This is a genomic window from Adhaeribacter terreus (assembly GCF_042657365.1).
In the GTDB taxonomy this organism is placed as follows: Bacteria; Bacteroidota; Bacteroidia; order Cytophagales; family Hymenobacteraceae; genus Adhaeribacter_A; species Adhaeribacter_A terreus.
In genome coordinates this window covers 1-20,087 of the sequence record NZ_JBHSKT010000008.1, presented here as the reverse complement: position 1 = coordinate 20,087, position 20,087 = coordinate 1, and the positions used below count along the sequence as shown (strand labels likewise).

Sequence of the window (20,087 nt, the reverse complement as noted above, 5' to 3'; positions counted from 1 at the left end):
TTTCAGCCTGAAAAAGTCCGAACCTGTAAATATTAAAGCCTTTTACAACCTGCTAACTTTGTAAGCATAACCGCCACATTCCGTTCCGAAATAAGCAGTACCTTTGCCTGCGAATAACGGTTCACTATTCATTAATCACTAATCACTACAAGAACATGCTTACGCCGCGCCAGCTTTTTCTGAAACACCAGGCTCAGACCACCGATTTTCCTTTATTACTGGAAATTGAAAAAGCCGAAGGCGTGCACATGTTTGGTGCCAACGGCGAAAAATACCTGGACCTGATCTCGGGAATTGGCGTGAGTAATGTGGGGCACCGTCACCCGCACGTCATTAAAGCCATTCAGGAACAGCTCGATAAGTATCTGCATTTAATGGTCTATGGCGAATTTGTGCAAAGTCCGCAGGTGAAATTAGCGGAAGCGCTGAGTAAAACGTTACCTGAAAATCTGAGCATTTCCTACTTCGTAAATTCCGGTTCCGAAGCCGTGGAAGGCGCTATGAAACTGGCCAAACGCTTTACCGGCAGAACGGAAATTATTGCCTGCCACAACGCTTATCACGGCTCTACGCACGGCTCTTTATCATTGAACGGTTCAGAAAATTTCAAGCGCGCGTACCGACCTTTATTGCCGGATATCAACCATATTCAATTCAATTCCTTCGAAGAGCTGGAAAAAATCACATCGCGTACGGCGGCCATTATCCTGGAAACGGTACAAGGCGAGGCCGGCGTGCGCGTTCCGGAAAACGGGTATTTAAAAGCGGTTCGCGAACGTTGCAACCAAACCGGAACGCTGCTTATTTTAGACGAAATTCAGAGTGGATTTGGCCGTACCGGTACCTTCTGGGCTTTCGAACAATTCGATGTAATTCCGGATATTCTTACTTGTGCCAAAGGCATGGGCGGCGGTATGCCGATCGGGGCTTTTATAACTTCCGAGGCAATTATGAGCACGCTGAAAAATAATCCGATCTTAGGCCATATTACCACCTTTGGCGGGCATCCGGTAAGTTGTGCGGCTTCGCTGGCCACTTTAGAAGTTATTCAGCGGGAAAATTTACTGGCAGGCGTTGCCGCAAAAGCAGCATTATTCAAAGCAAAATTGCAGCACCCGGCCATAAAAAATATCCGGAATTGTGGCTTGATGATGGCCGCAGAAATGGAAAGTTTTGACATTCTGAAACCAGTGATTGACCAGGCAATTTTAGACGGCGTTCTGACTGATTGGTTCCTGTTTTGCGATAATTCCATGCGCATTGCCCCTCCCCTAACCATTACTGAAACCGAAATTGAAGACGCCTGTGCCATAATTCTGAATGCAATAAATAAAATTATGGCGTAGTAAACTGCTTAGCATAAAACATTACAAATAAACCGCTTACAATTTCCGTATCTCCAAAATTTTTATTTACGGCTTAAATTTACCTTTCAGGCTTAACCCTTTACAGTAAAAACAGTAAATAGCGATTACCCGATAATGAAGTGTTCCTGCTCCGGAACCATGACTTTTTTCGGGATAAACCCTACCGTTTTTATGGAAATTACCATAGTGCTTAGCTTGCTTTTGCTGGCTATTATTCTGTTCGCTACCGAAAAATTCTCTGTCGATATTGTTACACTGGTCATGCTTATTGTGCTGGTGATAACCAACATTATTACGCCTGCCGAAGCTTACGCCGGTTTCAGCTCCGATTTTATTGTGATCCTGGCTTCGGTGTTTGTATTGGGCGCAGCGCTGGAAGATACCGGTGTACTTGAATTCATGATCTCCAAACTGGTGCGGGTAGCCAGTAAAAGTACCAACTTGCTACTGGGTCTGGTTATGATCGTAGCCGGTGCAATTTCGGGTTTTATGAACAATACAACGGTTACCGCCATGTTTGTAACGCCACTGGTGGGTGTTTCACGCAAAGCGAAGCTCAGCAGTTCTAAACTATTAATGCCCCTGGCTTATGCTTCCATTTTAGGCGGCACCTGCACCCTGATAGGAACTTCTACCAACGTTGCCGTAAGTGGTTACCTCGATAAAACGGGTATTGAACCCATTGGTTTATTCGAAGTTACGCCCATTGGCCTCATCATTTTTGCCGTGGGGATGGTTTATATGATGACGATCGGTAAAAATCTCTTGCCGAAGCATTCCGAGCAACACGCCCTGGTAGAAGAATACAACATCCAGAAATACCTGACCGAAATTGTAATCACGCCCGCCTCGCCATTAGTTGGCCATAACGTTTTTACCTCTACCCTAGCCAATGCCCCCTTCCGGACTCTGAACCTGATTCGCGGCAAAACCAATTTTTTACCCGATTACCATACCGTTTTTCAGGAAAATGATATTCTGTTGGTAGAAGGTAGTCTTGAGGATCTGATCAGGATCAAGGAATCGAAAGGCATCGAAATTATGGCAGATGTAATGGCTGAAAAAGATCTGGAAACGAAAGACATCCGGCTGGCAGAATTACTGGTTACCGTGAAATCGAACATTATTGGGCGTACGGTGCGCGAAATAGATTTTATGCGGCGATACGGTTTTGCAATTCTGGCCATTTCGCGGCACGGCGAAACCCTCCGCTCCAAAATAAATGAAGTAGAATTACGTATGGGCGACCTGCTTCTGGTGCAAAGTTCCGCCGATAGATTGTCCAACCTCCGTACCAGCCAGAACCTCACCATTCTCGACGAGTTTCAGCCAATACTTTTTAAGAAACAGAAAGGGCTTATTACCATTTGTTGCTTTCTGCTGGCTATTTTATTAGGCTCGCTGGAAGTAGTACCGCTTTCGGTTAGTTTTTTAGGCGCCGCCGTAATCAGTGTAATTACTAAATGCATTACAACGGAACGCGCTTATCAGATCATAGACTGGCGTTTGCTTATTTTAATTGGCGGCATGACGGCTTTCGGTACTGCCATGGAAAATTCGGGGGCCGCCAGTTTTCTGGCCACTGGCATCGTAAATTTACTGGAGAATTGGGGTACTATCGGTATTCTGGCTGGTTTTGTGTTACTTACCGTTTTCCTCACCCAACCGATGAGTAATGCTGCGGCGGCGCTCGTAATTGTGCCAGTAGCCATTAAAACAGCCTTGGCTTTGCATGTAGATCCGCGTTCGTTTGCCATTGCTATTATGCTGGGTGCCTCCGTATCGCTTATTACCCCTTTTGAACCGGCGTGCATTCTGGTTTATGGTCCTGGAAAATATAAATTCTCCGATTTTCTGAAAGTTGGTTCCGGCTTAACCCTTATTTTAATTGCACTAATTCTGGGGCTTGTACCATTCTTCTGGCCGTTTTAATCAGATTCAAAACCTGAAACAGATAACCTGCAAATACCAATTCAGGCCAGCTTACGGCAGTTTTTAGCCGTAAAACCATAGCGTTTCTAAAACCCGGAATTTGTGTAATTTTTAAGCAGGTTGAAATTTGTTAAAACGCTATGGAAAGACCCGTAAAAAGTCTGTGCTATTGTATCTTAGTTGCCAGCATTCAATTGGTTTCCTGTACCGCACCAACAAAAAAGCAAGCGGAAACTGTAGAAAAACAGGAGCTTCCGGCTAAAACCGATTCTTTAAAATTGCAGCCAAAAGACGGAACCGATGTTGAAAGCGACTCAACTTTTCACCAATAAAAAAGCAGTTCCCGGGCCGGTAAACCAACCAGAAAACTGCTTTTCAAAATACGTGTTTTATAGCGCCGGAATTAATATTCCAGAAACGCCTGTGCTTCTTTTTTAATGTGTTCGCGGCTGTGGCCGTCTTTCACTCCCATCGAGATCTTACGCACCAACACTCCTACAATTGCCTTCCGGAAACCAAGTTTAGCGGCCATATCGATGCAGAAATCCATTTCGTTATCGTCCACAATGCCGTCGGCCAGCATCATTTCCACCAAGTCGTAGATCTGATCGAAGCGTTCGGAATCGTTGGTGGGAAGTTCGAGTTTTACACCGCCGGAATTTGCGATCAATGTGCGTACATCTTCCGGTTTCAAACCATTTTTGCGACCGATGGTTACAATATAGTTCATCTCGGCCGTATCTATGTGCCCATCCACTTTCGCTAGCGCACCTAAATTCATTAAATGGCTTTTCAGTTTTTTAGTCTGTTCGCTTTCAAAAAAATTAAACATAAATCGGTCCGTTTAAGTTATAAATTTACGCATCATGGGTTGCAAAAGGCCTTGTATCACCTCCCGGAAATTTCCACAATATAAAAATTCTACCTTTAAATTGTATCAGGTTAAGCCGAAAAAATTATACCGGAAAAGTTGGGTTCCTGGCCTTCTGAATATATATGTTTTCATATACGCTAATTCTGAAGAATAGTGTACCATTTCTATAGATTTTTTTTAAGTTAAAATTTCAATATTACATCGCAACCAGAAATATTTTAACTTAGCTCCGTATAAGCCCCAAAAAGCTATGAAAAAAATTGCAGTTTTTACCTCCGGCGGCGATTCTCCGGGCATGAATGCATGCATCCGCGCGGTTGTGCGCACCGCTATATATCACGGACTGGAAGTTTACGGAATTCGTCGGGGTTACAATGGCATGATAAACGGCGATATTATTAAAATGGATTCTTCTTCGGTGAGCAACACCATTCAGAAAGGCGGCACCATTTTAAAGTCCGCCCGTTCTAAAGAATTTCTAACCGTGGAAGGCCGGGCCAAAGCGGCGGAACAGCTGAAAAAATTTGAGATAGATGGCGTGGTAGCTATTGGCGGGAACGGTACCTTTACGGGCGCCATGAAATTTTACGAAGAACACGGCATCCCATTTATAGGCGCGCCCGGCACAATAGATAACGATCTTTACGGCTCCGATCATACTATTGGCTACGACACCGCCGTAAACACCGCTTTAGATGCAATAGATAAAATCAGAGACACCGCAGATAGTCACGAACGCGTATTTTTTGTAGAAGTAATGGGCCGCGATTCGGGGTATATTGCCATGCCTTGCGCTATTGGCGGTGGTGCCGAAATTGTAATGATCCCGGAGACCACTACCACCATAGATACCGTAATAGACACTTTACAAAACGGCTGGAAACGTTCTAAAACCTCGTTTATAATTATTGTAGCCGAAGGCGACGAAGAAGGCCATGCCACTGATATCGTAAAAAAAGTTGAAAAGGCGCTGCCGCAAATGGATGCCCGCGTAACCGTGATCGGCCACATTCAGCGCGGCGGCTCCCCTACGGCCCTGGATCGTTTACTGGCTTCGGAACTGGGTATTGCTTGCGTGGAAGGCTTATTGAATGGAAAGAAAAATGTAATGGCCGGTAAAATAAACGCTAAAATTGTTTATACCCCTTTCGAAGATACTATTAACAAAAAGAAACTGATAAACCCGCGCTTTACCCGCATGGTTGAGATTTTGAGCATTTAAATAGCTTAATTTTTAAATGGTTGATTGGCTTTATAAGAAATGAATCGAAAATGAAATTTAAAACAATTAAACCCTTCAAAAAATTAGCCATTTAACCATTAAAAAAACGGTAGGTTTTCGGACTTAAAAAGTCTGATACCCTACCGTTTTTTTTTGCGGCTGGATTAATTTCCTGCGTGCATTTTTGCTTCGACAAATTCCAGTATCTCTTTTTCCTGCGAAGCTTCGAACCAGGTAAATTCCGGGTCTTTACGGAACCAGGTTAGCTGGCGTTTGGCGTACCGACGGCTGTTGCGTTTCAGCAATCTTACGGCTTCATGCCAATCGTATTTTCCTTCCAGGAAATCGAAAATTTCGGTGTAACCTACGGTTTGCAACGCGTTATGCGATTTATATTTTTCGAGGCTTTTTGCTTCATCCAGCAAACCCTGCGCCAGCATCTGGTCCATCCGCAGATCAATGCGTTTATAAAGTTCTTCGCGGTTGCGGGTTAAGCCAATTTTAATGATCTGGAAAGGCCGTTGTTTTTTTTGCTGGCTCCGGAAATACGAATACGGTTTACCACTGGCCAGGCAAACTTCCAGCGCGCGAATTACTCGTTGTGGATTGGCTTGGTCTACCAGAGCAAAATATTCCGGATCGAGTTTTTCGAGCATTTTACCTACCGTTTCCAAGCCTTCCGTTTCCAGTTTTAGATTCAGCTCTTCCCGAATTTCCGGCGCAACGTCCGGCATGTCGTCCATGCCTTCGCAAAGCGCACGCACGTACAAACCCGATCCGCCAACCATAATGGCCACGTCCTTTTCCTGGAAAATTTCATCCAGAATTTTCAGCGCATCTGCTTCAAATTGCCCGGCATTATATTCCTCAGTAATGCTATGCGAATCGATGAAATGATGCCTGATATTTTGCTGCTCTTCCGGCGTAGGTTTGGCCGTACCAATGTTCATTTCCCGGAAAAACTGGCGCGAATCGGCAGAAAGAATTTCGGTGTTGAAATGCTGCGCCAGCTTAATGCTCAGGTCCGTTTTTCCTACGGCTGTCGGCCCGGCAATTACGATCAGGAATTTAGTTTTTGCGGGGTTTGCCATAGCGTTTTATAAAGGGCCAGTAATTTCTTTTCTTCCTGTTGCCAGTTCCAGGTTTCGCGGGCTAGCAGGCAGTTTTTCACCAGAAAATCATAGCGTTTTCCGTCGGTTAATAATTGCTGCAACGCATTTTTTAAAGCGGCTTTTTCCAGCGGAATAGCCACTCCCACTTCAAATTCCTGCAACAGAGTTTTATACTCCGGAAAGTCAATAACTACCTGCGGAATACCGGCGTGTAGATAATCGAAGAACTTGTTGGAGAGCGAATAATAATAACTCAGTCCTAGGTTTTCGAGCAAATTAAAACCGATGTAGGCTTCGCGGGTAATTTTTTCCAGGTCGGTCGGCAGCACGTATCCCAGGAATTTTACTTTGTTTCCGAGCCTGAGTTCCCGGGTGCGTTGCTGCAAACTTTCCAGCATTTCGCCTTTACCGCAGATCCATAATTCCGCCCCAATTTCCGGCATTGCTTCCAGCAACATTTCCAGTCCACGGCCTTCGTTCACGGCGCCCTGGTACAAAATATAACGCTGCTTTTTTCCCACTTCTACAAACGGTTTCAGCACCGAGATATTCCGGATAACGCCGAACGGGGAACCATAATTCCGGGTAAAAATTTCTGCTAAAGAATGGGTAACGGTGTAACGCAAAGCGGAGCGTGGCACAATAAATTTTTCTACGGCGCGCCATATTTTTTGCACCGCCGGTCGGCTAATCACTTCCGGTACTTCCGGGAAATATTCGTGCGCATCGAAGATAAAAGGTTTACCTGAAAGTTGTGCTTTAAAACAAACCGGCAGGGCAGCGTCCAGGTCGGCGGCGCCATACGCATCGGCTTTCTGAAAAAGCAGGTAAAAAAACAGGCGCAGATTATATTCGAGGTAAAAGAATTTGCCTTTTGAAAAAATACATTTCAGGCGGTGCTGCGCATATCGTTGGGTTTGCAATGGTTTGGAAACCGGCCACTCCCGCCCTACCAGCAACACTTCATAACCATTGCCGGCCAGGCTGTTGCAGATCCGTTGCATGCGCTGGTCGTAGTTCAGATCGGTGGTTACGGCAAAAATAATTTTTTTCATGTTACAAACCGGCAACGTATCCGGGAAAGTAAAAATTAGGATTTCCGGACGGAAACGCCGTAATTTTTACCTGCGAATTTAGAAGCTTTTCATGAAAATTCGCGTATCTTAAACCGCCCGCAAGTATTAAGGGGCAACCTTATTTGCTGCCATGACTTTTATTTCCGATTCCGATACCGTTTCTGCCGAACGTTTATTACAAATAATCAGCCAGTTAGAGAACACTAAAAAACTGCTGCTTATTGCCAATGTGAGTGGTTTAATTTTAGCTGCCAGTCCGGAAGCCGTATCGTTTTTCGGTCTGAAACCCGACGGCGCCGATGAAATAAGGCTTTATGAATACCTGCCACAGCTGGAACAACATATTGCGTCGGGAATTGAACAAATTAACGGGCAGCGCCTCACTTTTTCGGGCCAAACCGATACCGTTTTAACGTTTCAGGGCCAGCCTTTCCGGTTCGAAGGACATACGTTTTTTGTATTCCAGTTTAACGAAGTTATCAAAGAAACAGCCAATCAGAAAAAAGATGATTTAATTGACAAGAGCTACAAAAGTATTTTCGAAAATTCGGATCTGGCCATTTGCATTTTGAACCGCCGCGGGGAATTACTCGATTTTAACAACGCAGCTTTAAATTATGTATCGGTAGATCGAAACGCAGCCATCGGGAAAAACATGGCTAAACTCCTGGACTTAAATGCTTACGAGAGAACCGTATTCTATAAGAACCTGGATCTTGCTTTTGCCGGTGAACCGCAGAAATTTGACTGGTGGTTTACCCTGCCCGATGGCAACCTGACCACAATCGAGATCAGTTTTAAAACAGCAGTCGCCGATAACCAAAAGATCCTGATTTGCACCGTTGCGAATACCTGGGAAAAAGTTAGCGCCGAGCAAAATATTTTATCCCGCAATAACCAACTCGAGTTTGTAAATTATTTGTTGGCCAACCTGGCGGTTTTTAAAAATACCGAAGAAATTCTGCGCTTCACCATTGAACAGCTCATGGAAAAAAGTGACATAATTGGTGGCGGCACGTATTTTTACTCCGAGAAAGATAGTTTATTAAGTATTTGCTCCAGCTGCGGTCTCTTCTCCGACCTGCTTTTGCAACACCAGGAAATCACCATTGATAAGGCTTTAATTCAGGAACTTTTACAAGGCAAAAAAAAGAACAGCATTCCTAAAATTGCGGCTATGCTGCAGGAGCTTTTTCCGAGCCTGCCCTTATTGGTAATGCCTATCTGCACCGATACCCAGGTAGTGGCCCTGAATTTACTGTTCATTAAAAACAAACATAAAATTACGCCGGCCTTGATCTCCCTTATCGATTCTATCGGTTCCGGCATCGGGCGGTATATTTCCAAGCTGCAGCTTTATCAGGAACTCACCGTTTCGAAAAGTAAATACGAAGCTCTTTTCGAATCTTCCTACGACGGTATCTGTCTGCTTTACAACAACGTGATCGTAGATTCTAACGATACCACCATTCAGCTTTTCGGTTATCAGAAACACGAATTATTAGGCAAACGGCTCGACGAAATTTCGCCTGAACATCAACCCGACGACCAGCCTTCCACCAGTAAAGCGGCCAGCATTATTGAAGCAACTTTAAAGGCCGGCGTTTCCCAATCTTTTGAGTGGAAATTTCAGCATAAGAACGGTACAATGCTCGATGCTGAAGTAAGTTTAAGTCGCATTTCTTTAGAAGGACATCATTACATTCAGGCCAATATCCGCGACATTACCGAACGTAAAATGGCGCAGGCTGCTATGCGCCGTGAAGAAGTAATGCGGGAAAGTATGCAGCAATTCCGGGTGTTTCTGGAAAAAGTGAACTTGCTCTATATCAGCCTGAATCTGAAAGGCAATCTGATAACGGTAAACGATTATTTCCTGACCTACACCGGTTACACGCGCGAAGAAGTAATTGGCCGCAATTATTTCGAATTGTTTTTGCCGGAAAATGAAAAACAAAAGCGCCAGCATGATTTTACAGAATCACTTCAGGACCAGACAATTAACCATTACTATGAACGCAACATTGTAACAAAAAGTGGTTTGGTGAAAGTGCTGAAATGGCACAGCATTTTCGAAAAAGACATAGAAGGAAATATCATTGGCCTTTCAAGCGTTGGGAAAGACATTACAGACCGCAAAGCGGCCATGGAAGCCCTGAAAACCAACAAAATACGTTTACAGGACCTTTTCGACAATGCCCATGACCTGATCCAGGATACGTCGGTAGATAACAAATTTATTTTTGTGAACCGGGCTTGGAAAGAAAAACTGGGATATAACGATTTCGACATCGAAAAACTGACGCTGAACGATATTGTTCACCCGTATTACAAAGCCAAACTTATTTACCAGCTCCGCAATTTGTATAAAGGCGAAGATGTGAATAAGATCGAAACGGTATTCCTGACCAAAAGCGGCAAACCGATTCACCTGATCGGTAGTATTAGCTGCACGTTGCAGGATGGAAAACCAGTAGCTACACGCGCTATTCTGCACGATATTACCGACCGTATAAAGGCCGAACGTTTACAGAAAGTTTACTATAGTATCGCCAACTTAGCGATCAGCAGCAAAGATTTAACTTCTCTATACGGAGCCATTCACCGCGAGCTGAGTAAGATCATCGAGACCAATAATATTCAGATCGCGCTTTGTAACGAAGAAAGGACCGAACTGAATTTTGTTTACCTCGTCGATCAGCAGTTAAACGCCGGCAGCACCGAAATAAAACGTTCCTTCGACAATGGCATAACGGAATACATTATTAATTCCGGCCGGCCGCTGTTCTTATTAAAGGAAGATTACCAGGAACTTATTGATTCCGGCAAAGTAACGTTGCACGGACAAATGCCGGAAGTAATGCTAGGCTCCCCTCTTTCCATCGAAGACCGCATAATCGGGGTAATTTCGGTGCAGGATTATAAAAAACCAGATGCTTACATTCACACTGATATCGAGATCCTGCACTTTATTTCAAACCAGGTAGCGCTTGCTATTGAAAGAAAGAGTAACGAAGAACAGATAAACCTGCAGAATGCCCGTCTCAAAGCCATTTTCGAAAGCGGCTCTCACATGATGTGGTCGGTAAATAATGCGCTGGAAATAACTTCTTATAACCAGAACTTTTACAATTATTTCTTCCCTGAAAATTCGAAATCACTTCCTTTAAAAGTTGAATCTTCCGGTCTGCCCGAAGCTTTTGGCGATAGTTACGCAGAATTGCAGGCACGCTACCAGCAGGTTTTTGAAGGAATAAATCAGCACTTTGAACTGAAACTGGAGCGACCGGATGGCACTACGAACTGGCGGGAAATTTACCTCAACCCAATTTACTTGCGCGATGGTAGTTTTGAAGAGGTTTCGGGTATTTCGCTGGATATTACCGAAAAGAAATTATCGCAGCTGGCGCTGTCCCGGAGTGAAGAAAAATTCCGTTCCATTTTCGAATCGTTTCAGGATCTGTATTATCGCACTGACCGCGATGGGTACATTCTTTTAATGAGCCCTTCCGTGCAGGAAATTTTAGGCTATTCTCAAACCGAAGTACTTGGCATGCATAGCCTGGAGCTTTACAGTGAACCGCAGGAACAGGAGAATTTAAAAAAGGCCGTCAGCGAATTGGGCAAAGTACAGAACTTTGAAGTTTCGCTGAAGAAAAAATCTGGTGAAGTGCGGAAAGTATTGATAAATGCCCGCCAGGTGCGCGACGAAAGAGGTAATCCGCTGGGAATGGAAGGAGTTTGCCGCGACGTAACGGAACTGAAGAAAATTGAAATGGAGCTGATCCGGGCAAAAGAGCTGGCAGAAAGTTCGTTACAGGCTAAAACGCTTTTCCTGGCCAACATGAGCCACGAATTGCGCACTCCTATGAACGGCATTATCGGGATGATAGACCTGCTTCATCAGACTTCCATTTCGGAAGAACAGGCGGAATACGTGGAGACGTTGCGCAAATCTTCTGACGCTCTTTTAGCAATTCTGAACGATATCCTGGACCTGTCTAAAATTCAGGCCGGCAAATTGGTAATTAACGAAACGGGTATTGATCTGTACGACACGCTGGATAAGATCTATTCCTTATTCCAGAACCGGGCAAATCAGAAAAGCCTCGATTTTGCTTTGCACATAGAGCCCGATGTACCGCGTTTTATTATTACCGACGAAACGCGTTTCCTGCAAATATTATCAAATCTGACGGCTAATGCCATTAAGTTCACCAATAGTGGCGCGGTTAATATTTTCGTTAAGAAAAAGCGGGAATTCGATGGTAAATTCATGCTGGAAATAAAGGTGCAGGATTCGGGAATTGGCATAACTGAAGAGAATAAGAAATTACTGTTTACCAATTTCACGCAGCTCGACGATACTTCTACTAAATCTTTTGGCGGCACCGGTTTAGGGTTGGCTATTTCCAAACAACTCAGCGAATTACTGGGCGGTGAGATTGGTCTGAATTCAGTTTACGGCGAAGGAAGTACGTTCTGGTTTACAATTGCCACGCGCGTTGCTGAAAACAGCGAGGAAATTGTAAAGAATATCAAGGCGTCTAAAGAAGCAGCGGTAATTACCGAAAATTTCGAAAATGAACCGTACGTGCTGTTAGTTGACGACAACCAGATAAACCAGAAAGTTGCCCTGAAACTGCTGAATAAACTGGGTTGCCGCTGCGATGTTGCGTCTAATGGTTATGAAGCCATAGAATTTGCGGCAGTGCATCCTTACGATATTATTTTCATGGATATTCAGATGCCGGAAATGGATGGTGTGGAAGCAACCGCCCAGATAAAAGACATGCTCCTGCAGGACTGCCCGCCTATCGTTGCCATGACAGCTTACTCCATGAAAGACGATGCTGAAAAATTTATGAACCAGGGGCTGGACGATTACATCTCCAAACCTGTTAAATCGGCGGAATTATTCAATATTATTCAGAAATGGATTGGCATGGATGTCTATAGCAAAGAGGTGGTAGCTGAACCAGATTCTACGAACGAACCGGCCCTGAACCTTAGCATACTGGAACAACTGCGAGAACTGGGAGGCGCTGATTTTGCAGAGCAACTTTATCACGATTTCGAAACGGAAGCCGGCGATCTGCTTTATGCTGCTAAAAAAGAAGTAGACTTAAAACATTACAAAGAGATTTTAAGTACATTGCATCAGATTAAAGGCACAGCATCTACGCTGGGCCTGAACCCAATGGCACAAATGGCCAAACAACTGGAGCAGGAAATTAAGCACGGCCACCTGAAAACGGTAGACTCCGGCTTTTCAAAACTGCTGCAGCATTACAAAGAATTTACGCAAATGTATAAGCAATATTTCACTCAAAACTAAATTATGGCTGAAGCTAAAACTATTCTGATTGCGGAAGACAGCTCCGTTATTCTGAACCTTACCCGCAAAATTCTGGAATTACAAAACTACAATATTATTGCGGCTAAAAACGGCAGTGAAGTAATGAAAACCATTGACAGCCAGAAAATAGACGGCATTTTAATGGACCTTAACATTCCGGGAAAAGACGGCATGGCTTGCACCAAAGAGATCCGCGCGAATGCAAATCCGGAGATCTCGAATATTCCGATTATTGCGGTAACCGGCAATGCCAATAATTACAGCATGGAAGATTTTAAAGCAGCCGGCATTAACGCATATTTGCCAAAACCGGTAGATTTCGACATGCTGGTGCAAACCGTAAAACAGTATATTTCTTAAGCAAAAAACTACGGCATGGAGCTGAAATACACGCGCCATTTCCTGAACAAACTCGAAGACCTTTTTGCCGAATCGGATTATATGCTGCGGTACGAAAAGGGAAATTTTAAGGCAGGATATTGCGTGCTGAAAGATATGAAAGTGGTAGTGGTGAATAAATACTACGCACTCGAAGGAAAAGTAAACTGCCTCTACGAGATCCTGCGGAATATTACGATCGATACCAGCCGCTTAAGCGAAAAGAACCAGGAATTCCTGGCCGAAATTCAAAGCCAGGAGGATGCAGCCTCGTGAAAGTAACTGTTCTTGGCTCCGGCACTTCCCAGGGCGTTCCGGTAATTGCCTGCGAGTGTCCGGTTTGCCATTCCCTCGACTACCGCGATAAACGCCTTCGTGTTTCCGTACATATTGAAGTAAGCGGAAAAAGCTTTATCATCGATTCCGGCCCCGATTTCCGGCAGCAGGTTCTGCGTGAGCGCATTAAAAAACTTGATGCGCTCATATTTACGCACGAACATAAAGATCATACTGCCGGTATGGACGACATCCGGGCTTTCAATTTTTCGCAACACCAGGATATGCCGGTTTATGCAGAAGAACGAGTACTTCATCAGTTGCAAAACGAGTTCAGTTACATTTTTTCCGGCATTAGTTATCCCGGTATTCCGCGTGTGCAGCTCCACCCTATTTCCGAAGAACGATTTGAAATTGAAGGGGTGCAAATCATCCCCATTCGCGCCATGCATTATAAATTGCCGGTGTTCGGTTTCCGGATAGGAAATTTCACCTACATTACCGATGCAAACGCTATTACTGCCGCCGAAAAAGAAAAGATAAAAGGCTCTGAGGTAATTATTCTGAATGCCTTGCGCAAAGAACCACACATTTCGCATTTTTCGCTCTCCGAAGCCATAACCTTACTAGAAGAATTACAACCCAAACAGGCTTATTTAACGCACATCAGCCATTTAATGGGCTTTCACGCCGAAGTAGAAAAAGAGCTGCCCGATTTTATCAGGCTCGCTTACGACGGGCTTAAATTAAATTGTTAAATGGTTAAATTGCTGATTGTTAATTATTGGTTGCCTGATACGGCAGAATTTCAGACTTTTTAAACTAAAAAGCATACCGTTTAAATTCAAGAATATAAAGTCAATAAAATAAAGCCAATTAAACAATTCAACAATTTAACAATCTAGCCATTTAACAATTTAAAAAGTGCACCTGAATTACTTTTTCCTGAAAAAACTGAGCGCGGCGATGGAGCAAAAACTGGTTGGTTTTACGTTGGCCACATGTTTTAGTCAGGAGAAAGATGAACTGGTGCTGGGCTTTACCAACGGGCACGAAGATTTCTACATTAAAGCCATTTTAACTTCCGGTTTTTCAGCCCTTTCATTTCCTTCCGAATTTCATCGCAAACGGCAGAATTCAGTAAATCTTTTCCCGGAAACGGTAGGCAAAACGGTGGAAAAAGTGGTGCAACATCAGCACGAACGCAGCTTTTATTTTGAGCTTTCCGAAGGCTTGGTTTTACTTTTCAAAATGTTTGGTAACCGTGCTAATATTGTGGTGTTTCAGAACCGCATTCCGGTTAACCGTTTTCACAAAAAATTTCCTGCCGATTTTGAGCTTGATCCGTGGCACATGGATCGCCATTTTACCGTTTCGCCTGCCGAATTCCCACTGAATTTAAAGCAGTTACAAAAAATTCTACCCACTTTAGGCGAACTTCCGCTGGCGTATTTGCGCGAACAAAATTTTGAAGATCAAACCGCCGAAAATCAGCAGAAAACGGTATCAGATTTACTGCAAAAACTCGAAGATCCGGTTTACTATATTATTGAATTTGAAGGCAAAATTCGCTTAAGTTTGTTACCGCTCGGAACTGAAATTGCGCAGTTTACAAACCCGATCGAAGCGTCGCAGTTTTTTGCGGTAAAGTATCTTTCCACCCAGTTTTATCTGAGTAATTTTCAGGCGATCAAGCAGCAACTGGAAAAGCAAAAACACTCCGCCGAACAAATTTTAGCACAGGTGGAAAGCAAACAAAAGTCGCTGAAAACCGACACGAATTTTGCGCAGACGGCCGACGTAATTATGGCCAATCTAACCAATATTCCGCCGCGCACTTCCGAAATTGAACTTTACGATTTTTACCAGGACCGAAACCGCACCATAAAACTAAAAGCTACCGAAACGCCCCAAAAAACTGCCGAACGTCTTTATAAAAAAGCCAAAAACCAGCAGATAGAACTTAAGATCCTGGACGAAAAAGCGCTGCGCAAAACCGAAGAAATATTTGCACTGGAGGAAAAATTAGAGGAGCTTTCACAGGTTACAGACAGCAAAACGCTTAAGCACTTCCTGAAAGCCAATGATTTTGAAACAGGCAAAAAAACAGCACAACCCGAAAGCCCGTTCCGCGAATTTACGACCGAAGGATTCAGAATTCTGGTGGGAAAAAGCGCCGCCAACAACGATGTGCTCACCCAAAAACACACCCATAAAGACGACCTCTGGCTCCACGCTAAAGATGTTTCCGGTTCGCACGTGGTTGTAAAATTCCAATCGGGTAAAACTTTCCCGCAAACAGTTATCGAGAAGGCAGCCAAGCTGGCGGCTTACTATTCCAAACGCAAAACCGATAGCCTTTGCCCGGTAATTTACACGCAAAAAAAATATGTGCGTAAACCTAAAGGCGCCGCTCCGGGAAGCGTAGTGGTAGACCGCGAAAATGTAATGCTGGTAACGCCGGAAAACCCGTTCGAACGCACTTTCTGATCAGGCAAATTCACCTTCTTTTATTTTAGAACAACCATTAAAAAAATATAGACACAAAAAAAATCCTGCCGCAAAAAAGCAACAGGATCTTTGTAAAAAGTGCGCGCGGGGAGATTCGAACTCCCACACCCGTAAGGCACCACCCCCTCAAGATGGCGTGTCTACCAGTTTCACCACGTGCGCAAAAAACGGTATTCTTTCCGGCTTAAAAACTACCAGATCGAAGTGGCTGCAAAAGTAATGTTTCCGGCTTTACCCTCCAAATATTTCTGAGCTATAATTTCCTTTCAAGAAGATATTTTTCAGGATTTCCGGCTAATTTTCTGCAATATCTTAAGCGCCAATTGAATAACATTTTTAGCTTTACATCAAATCAATTCGTTTCACGTTCCTGAATAGCCTGATGCAAAAGTTGTGAGGCTTCTATTAACTTTTGCCGCCTGCTTTTCAGCGTGAGCAATGTCTTTTGTGCTGTGGCGTGTTCAACTTCCGAAGGATATTTTTTAACCGCTGCCTGCAGCACTGCATCGGGCAATTTAATTTGCAACGCTTTAGCCTGATCTTCAAATGTTTTACCGGAAACATTTTTTAAAATCAGGTTATCCAGCACGCGGCCATTTATGGCAAAGCCTTTCACATCTTCATATTCCGGGGTAAAAGAAGCGATCTTATGCAGGGCCGTTCGGGTTAATAAATAAGGCACAACACCATCTTTATAATGCCCTAAAGCCTGATCCCGGTCTTTAGGAATAGGCCTGAAAACGGTATGATTTTTAGCTGAAAAACCCGCCCAATCCCATTGTCCGGGATGGCGGTCCCAATCGCTGATGAGCAGATCAAAGAGCCGGCACTTCAGAAACAAGTTCGTATCTACAGAAGCTTTTCCCTTACTTTCAGCCAATAATTTCAGCATCTCTTCCGAAGAATAAATACCTTCTAAACGCTCACCGGGCCGCTGTAAACTTTCCGGTTGCGGTAATTTGGGGCTCAGGTTATAGAATCCACCCGCTCGTAAACCAAATCTGTGAAAGCAAGTATCTTCGGGAAGAATATAATAAAGCTCCGGATCTGTATGCGGAATACCTGCCTGCGAAGAGAGGTAAGCCACTAACTGAGAAGCATAAGGATCGGTAGCCGAAACCTGGTCTCGGACAAACGATGCCACGAAAGTGTAACGGAAAAATTCAGGTAAAACGTTTACCGGGTTTTTATCTACCGAGCGAAGCGCATATTCTGTTCCGGAATTATCTGCCAAAGTAAAGCTGGTAGTTTGCATGCCACCGCCTTTTTTCAGAATCTTCATTCCGCCGTGCACTTCATTTATACGAAACACCGGCACTTTTACCGGCAAAGTCCACGCAGAACGGTAGTGTTTTCCCAGCCAAAACTCACCCATGGCATTCCGTAAATAATGAGGCCCGGGTGCTGCAATTACCGTATCGGTAGTAGTCTTTTCAGCAATATTTTGATAGGTACTAAGAGGCGGATACTGTAAAGTAAAAGGAATAAAGAAATTTAAACTCCAGCTCACATAAATACCGGCAACAACTGCCAGCAATTGACCCAGAAATTTCTGAAAAGATTTGTTCGTCATACACATCCGGAAAGGAATACCCTCTAAACGAGATTTCCGGAAAAACGCTGCCCTTTCGGTATTAAAAAGTGCTGATACTTACTCGCTGGCTAAACTGTACAGAAATTCGTCCTGCCGGCAGCCACGCTGAATAAGCAAAGCAATGTGTTCGGGATTATGCGTGAGGCGCTTGCCCAAACGGATCGCTTTTGCTTCGGCGGCTTGCTCACCATCTACTTTTATAAAGCTGAAATATTTATTCTCAACTTTAAACTTCCGGATCTGGCCGTATTTATTCATTTCGAGCACAAAACCCAGTTTTTCCCACTCGGCTTTAGTTTTAACAGTGTCAACGTAGGGCAACAGGCTGTCGGGCAGATCGGCATATTGATTCCAGCATTCCAGCAAATAATAAACCACGCCATTTGCACCCGATTGGGGAACCGGCGCGGCGTTACCTTTCTTTTGCTTTAAAATTCGCTGCAATAATTTCATTTTTATCAAGAATACATGACCTGAATTTTAACCGGGGAAAATAAATATACTCCATCGGTACCAAAACGGTTTAAAAATCCGGTTCGTTTTTCTTTCAGGCTGCAAATATAGGAAAATAATAATTTAAGTTTCTCTGCTGTTATTGTGCTCGGCTATATTTAAATGCTAGTTTTCCTGAACATCAGTGAATTAAAAATACATTCTCTTCAATTCTATATCAAACCCAAAACCAGTTCTCTTACTGTTCTCTTTCAGACTGCTTTTATTCCTGTTCAGGCAGGTGACTTTCCGCTTCAGCCATATAAATTTTCAGCACTTGAAAAATAAACTTTACTTAGTATAGAATAAATTATATATAAGGCACGGTATTTGCAACTTCATATCCGAATTTGCTCCGGGCTGAAATCAGGTAAACCAAAGCTTTTCAAGCAAAACAGGTTTTGTAATCACTTTAGTTTTCACCGCTAAAAACAACGTTATGCATTACTTTCCCTCCAACCAGGTAAGCGTTACATTTTTCAATAGTCTGTCTGCGGACATTTCGCACACTTTGCTGTCCGAAAACGATGAAATTTTCATAGAACTGATGGAAAGTGGTTTACCGGTGCTGCGCGATGGCTTTAATGTTATGCTTTTTGTTAGCACCGAAACCGAACTTTACAAAGTGCGCCGTATTACCCAAATTCCGTTATTTATTAAGTTTTAATTTTCATTTTTCCCGGAAAACCGGGAACGAATTTGAACGCGCGCGCCTTTATTGTAGTTTTACCGAAAGTCTGAATGCAAGTTCGGCTGAAACGGAAACTAACCTTAGTAATTTTTATGCATTTTAAACAAATATTCCGCCGTTCATTTTTTGCGGCGTTGCTGTTCTCATTATCCACGCTGGCTTTTGGCCAATCGGCGGGTACAATTGGTTTAGGTGTTAAAGCCGGCGACCCAACCGGTTTATCAGCAAAATTTTACCGGCCTTCTTCCGCCATAGAAGTTGTGGTTGGTCGTCCTTATTATTTTAGCGGGCATTATCATAACGATGGATATTACCGCGACTATTTTTACAAGAATAAAAAATATAAACACTACCGTTACCATTATTACGAAGTTGGCAACCCGGTAGCTTTACAGATCCACTTTCTGAAAAGCAAATCTACCAAAGCTGCCAAAGAGCTGAAATGGTATCTGGGTGCCGGTCCGCAATTGCGCACGAACAAAGTAAATTATTATTACTACGACGATCATAACATTTATATTCACGACCGCCACACCAACATCGACCTTGGTTTAGATGGCGTTTTTGGCCTGGAATACACGTTCTCCGATATGCCTATCAGCATTTTCACAGATATTAACTTATTCATGGAACTGGTAGACGAAGTAAACCTGGAATTACAAGGCGGTATTGGCGTTCGCTATAACCTGAAATAAAAAAACGCTATCCTTTTTGAATGAAAAACCGGCTGCTCCTAATAGAGCGGCCGGTTTTTTTTATGCCTTTTCCATCTGCTTTTTCTAATCACGCCGTTGCATTCAAGAATTTCCTTTCCGAGTTTTTACCCCTAAAACCATAGCATTTTCCGCAGCTTTACTTTTTTCTAACCTCCGAAAAAGAGTACAATCTTTCCTTCCTTATTCAATTGAGAAAGCACTTTGCTGCCGGCTTCTAAAACCACCCTTCCCTCCTTTCCCACTGGCAGTGCAACGGGATGGCTGCCTGTTCCTACAACCAACATCTTTGCATAGTACAATTCAATAAAAACCTTTCTACCAGCTTAGTTTCGCTCTTCACCCGCTATTTATTGCCATTTTTCACCTTTTCAGCCATTCCATTTAGCACTTTAGCAACAAATTAATTGCACTCCTGAAACAGCCCCTTGCTAAAGTACAACTCCCTTTCCAACCCGGCGTTAAAACCCATATATCACAAACAAGCAAA

At 43.6% G+C, this 20,087-nt stretch carries 16 protein-coding genes and 1 tRNA gene; 11 read left to right on the top strand and 6 right to left on the bottom strand.

Annotation, left to right across the window (positions count from 1 at the left end):
• Positions 1–155: 155 nt before the first annotated feature.
• From ACFPIB_RS13370 to ACFPIB_RS13360, 3 genes are all read left to right on the top strand, one after another.
• Positions 156–1,346, top strand: a complete 1,191-nt coding sequence (locus ACFPIB_RS13370) for an aspartate aminotransferase family protein (RefSeq protein WP_378017968.1) — start codon at positions 156–158, stop codon at positions 1,344–1,346.
• Between the two features lie 135 nt (positions 1,347–1,481).
• Positions 1,482–3,299 (top strand): SLC13 family permease, encoded by a 1,818-nt coding sequence (locus ACFPIB_RS13365; RefSeq protein WP_378017967.1) that lies wholly within the window; start codon positions 1,482–1,484, stop codon positions 3,297–3,299.
• Positions 3,300–3,439: 140 nt separating this feature from the next.
• Entirely contained in the window at positions 3,440–3,631 is a 192-nt protein-coding gene (locus tag ACFPIB_RS13360) for a hypothetical protein (RefSeq protein WP_378017966.1), read from the top strand.
• A gap of 71 nt (positions 3,632–3,702) precedes the next feature.
• Here ACFPIB_RS13360 and ACFPIB_RS13355 read toward each other — a convergent pair whose 3' ends face one another.
• Positions 3,703–4,131: a tellurite resistance TerB family protein gene (locus ACFPIB_RS13355; protein ID WP_378017965.1), complete on the bottom strand. Its 429-nt coding sequence runs from the start codon at positions 4,129–4,131 to the stop codon at positions 3,703–3,705.
• A 292-nt stretch (positions 4,132–4,423) separates the two neighbouring features.
• Here ACFPIB_RS13355 and pfkA point away from each other — a divergent pair, with 292 nt between their 5' ends.
• Positions 4,424–5,395, top strand: a complete 972-nt coding sequence (gene pfkA / locus ACFPIB_RS13350; RefSeq protein ID WP_378017964.1) for a 6-phosphofructokinase — start codon at positions 4,424–4,426, stop codon at positions 5,393–5,395.
• Positions 5,396–5,559: 164 nt separating this feature from the next.
• On the opposite strand, the gene miaA is transcribed toward pfkA, so the two are convergent.
• Together miaA and ACFPIB_RS13340 are read right to left on the bottom strand one after the other, a co-directional pair.
• Positions 5,560–6,486: a tRNA (adenosine(37)-N6)-dimethylallyltransferase MiaA gene (gene miaA / locus ACFPIB_RS13345; protein WP_378017963.1), complete on the bottom strand. Its 927-nt coding sequence runs from the start codon at positions 6,484–6,486 to the stop codon at positions 5,560–5,562.
• On the bottom strand, positions 6,456–7,562 hold the full coding sequence (locus tag ACFPIB_RS13340; RefSeq protein WP_378017962.1) for a glycosyltransferase: 1,107 nt from the start codon (positions 7,560–7,562) through the stop codon (positions 6,456–6,458). Before ACFPIB_RS13340 ends, miaA begins: the two co-directional genes overlap by 31 nt.
• Positions 7,563–7,713: 151 nt before the next feature.
• Here ACFPIB_RS13340 and ACFPIB_RS13335 point away from each other — a divergent pair, with 151 nt between their 5' ends.
• The 5 genes from ACFPIB_RS13335 to ACFPIB_RS13315 all read left to right on the top strand — a co-directional run bounded on the left by ACFPIB_RS13335 (position 7,714) and on the right by ACFPIB_RS13315 (position 16,086).
• Entirely contained in the window at positions 7,714–12,921 is a 5,208-nt protein-coding gene (locus ACFPIB_RS13335) for a PAS domain S-box protein (RefSeq protein ID WP_378017961.1), read from the top strand.
• Between the two features lie 3 nt (positions 12,922–12,924).
• Complete coding sequence (locus ACFPIB_RS13330) at positions 12,925–13,302, top strand: response regulator (RefSeq protein ID WP_378017960.1); 378 nt, start codon at positions 12,925–12,927, stop codon at positions 13,300–13,302.
• Positions 13,303–13,317: 15 nt separating this feature from the next.
• Entirely contained in the window at positions 13,318–13,596 is a 279-nt protein-coding gene (locus ACFPIB_RS13325) for a hypothetical protein (protein ID WP_378017959.1), read from the top strand.
• Positions 13,593–14,354, top strand: a complete 762-nt coding sequence (locus ACFPIB_RS13320) for an MBL fold metallo-hydrolase (protein ID WP_378017958.1) — start codon at positions 13,593–13,595, stop codon at positions 14,352–14,354. The genes ACFPIB_RS13325 and ACFPIB_RS13320 overlap by 4 nt, the downstream gene beginning before the upstream one ends.
• 166 nt (positions 14,355–14,520) lie before the next feature.
• Positions 14,521–16,086, top strand: a complete 1,566-nt coding sequence (locus ACFPIB_RS13315; protein ID WP_378017957.1) for an NFACT RNA binding domain-containing protein — start codon at positions 14,521–14,523, stop codon at positions 16,084–16,086.
• A 100-nt stretch (positions 16,087–16,186) separates the two neighbouring features.
• On the opposite strand, the gene ACFPIB_RS13310 is transcribed toward ACFPIB_RS13315, so the two are convergent.
• From ACFPIB_RS13310 to ACFPIB_RS13300, 3 genes are all read right to left on the bottom strand, one after another.
• Positions 16,187–16,269 (bottom strand) — tRNA-Leu (locus ACFPIB_RS13310).
• A gap of 190 nt (positions 16,270–16,459) precedes the next feature.
• A complete protein-coding gene (locus ACFPIB_RS13305; RefSeq protein ID WP_378017956.1) occupies positions 16,460–17,680 on the bottom strand; it encodes a hypothetical protein in 1,221 nt (406 codons plus the stop codon).
• A 78-nt stretch (positions 17,681–17,758) separates the two neighbouring features.
• Positions 17,759–18,154 (bottom strand): hypothetical protein, encoded by a 396-nt coding sequence (locus ACFPIB_RS13300; protein WP_378017955.1) that lies wholly within the window; start codon positions 18,152–18,154, stop codon positions 17,759–17,761.
• Positions 18,155–18,632: 478 nt separating this feature from the next.
• On the opposite strand from ACFPIB_RS13300, the gene ACFPIB_RS13295 reads away from it, so the two are divergent.
• The gene (locus ACFPIB_RS13295) at positions 18,633–18,860 is read left to right on the top strand and encodes a hypothetical protein (RefSeq protein WP_378017954.1); all 228 of its coding nucleotides are present in this window, start codon (positions 18,633–18,635) and stop codon (positions 18,858–18,860) included.
• 116 nt (positions 18,861–18,976) lie between these two features.
• Positions 18,977–19,579, top strand: a complete 603-nt coding sequence (locus tag ACFPIB_RS13290; RefSeq protein ID WP_378017953.1) for a hypothetical protein — start codon at positions 18,977–18,979, stop codon at positions 19,577–19,579.
• Positions 19,580–20,087 lie beyond the last annotated feature (508 nt).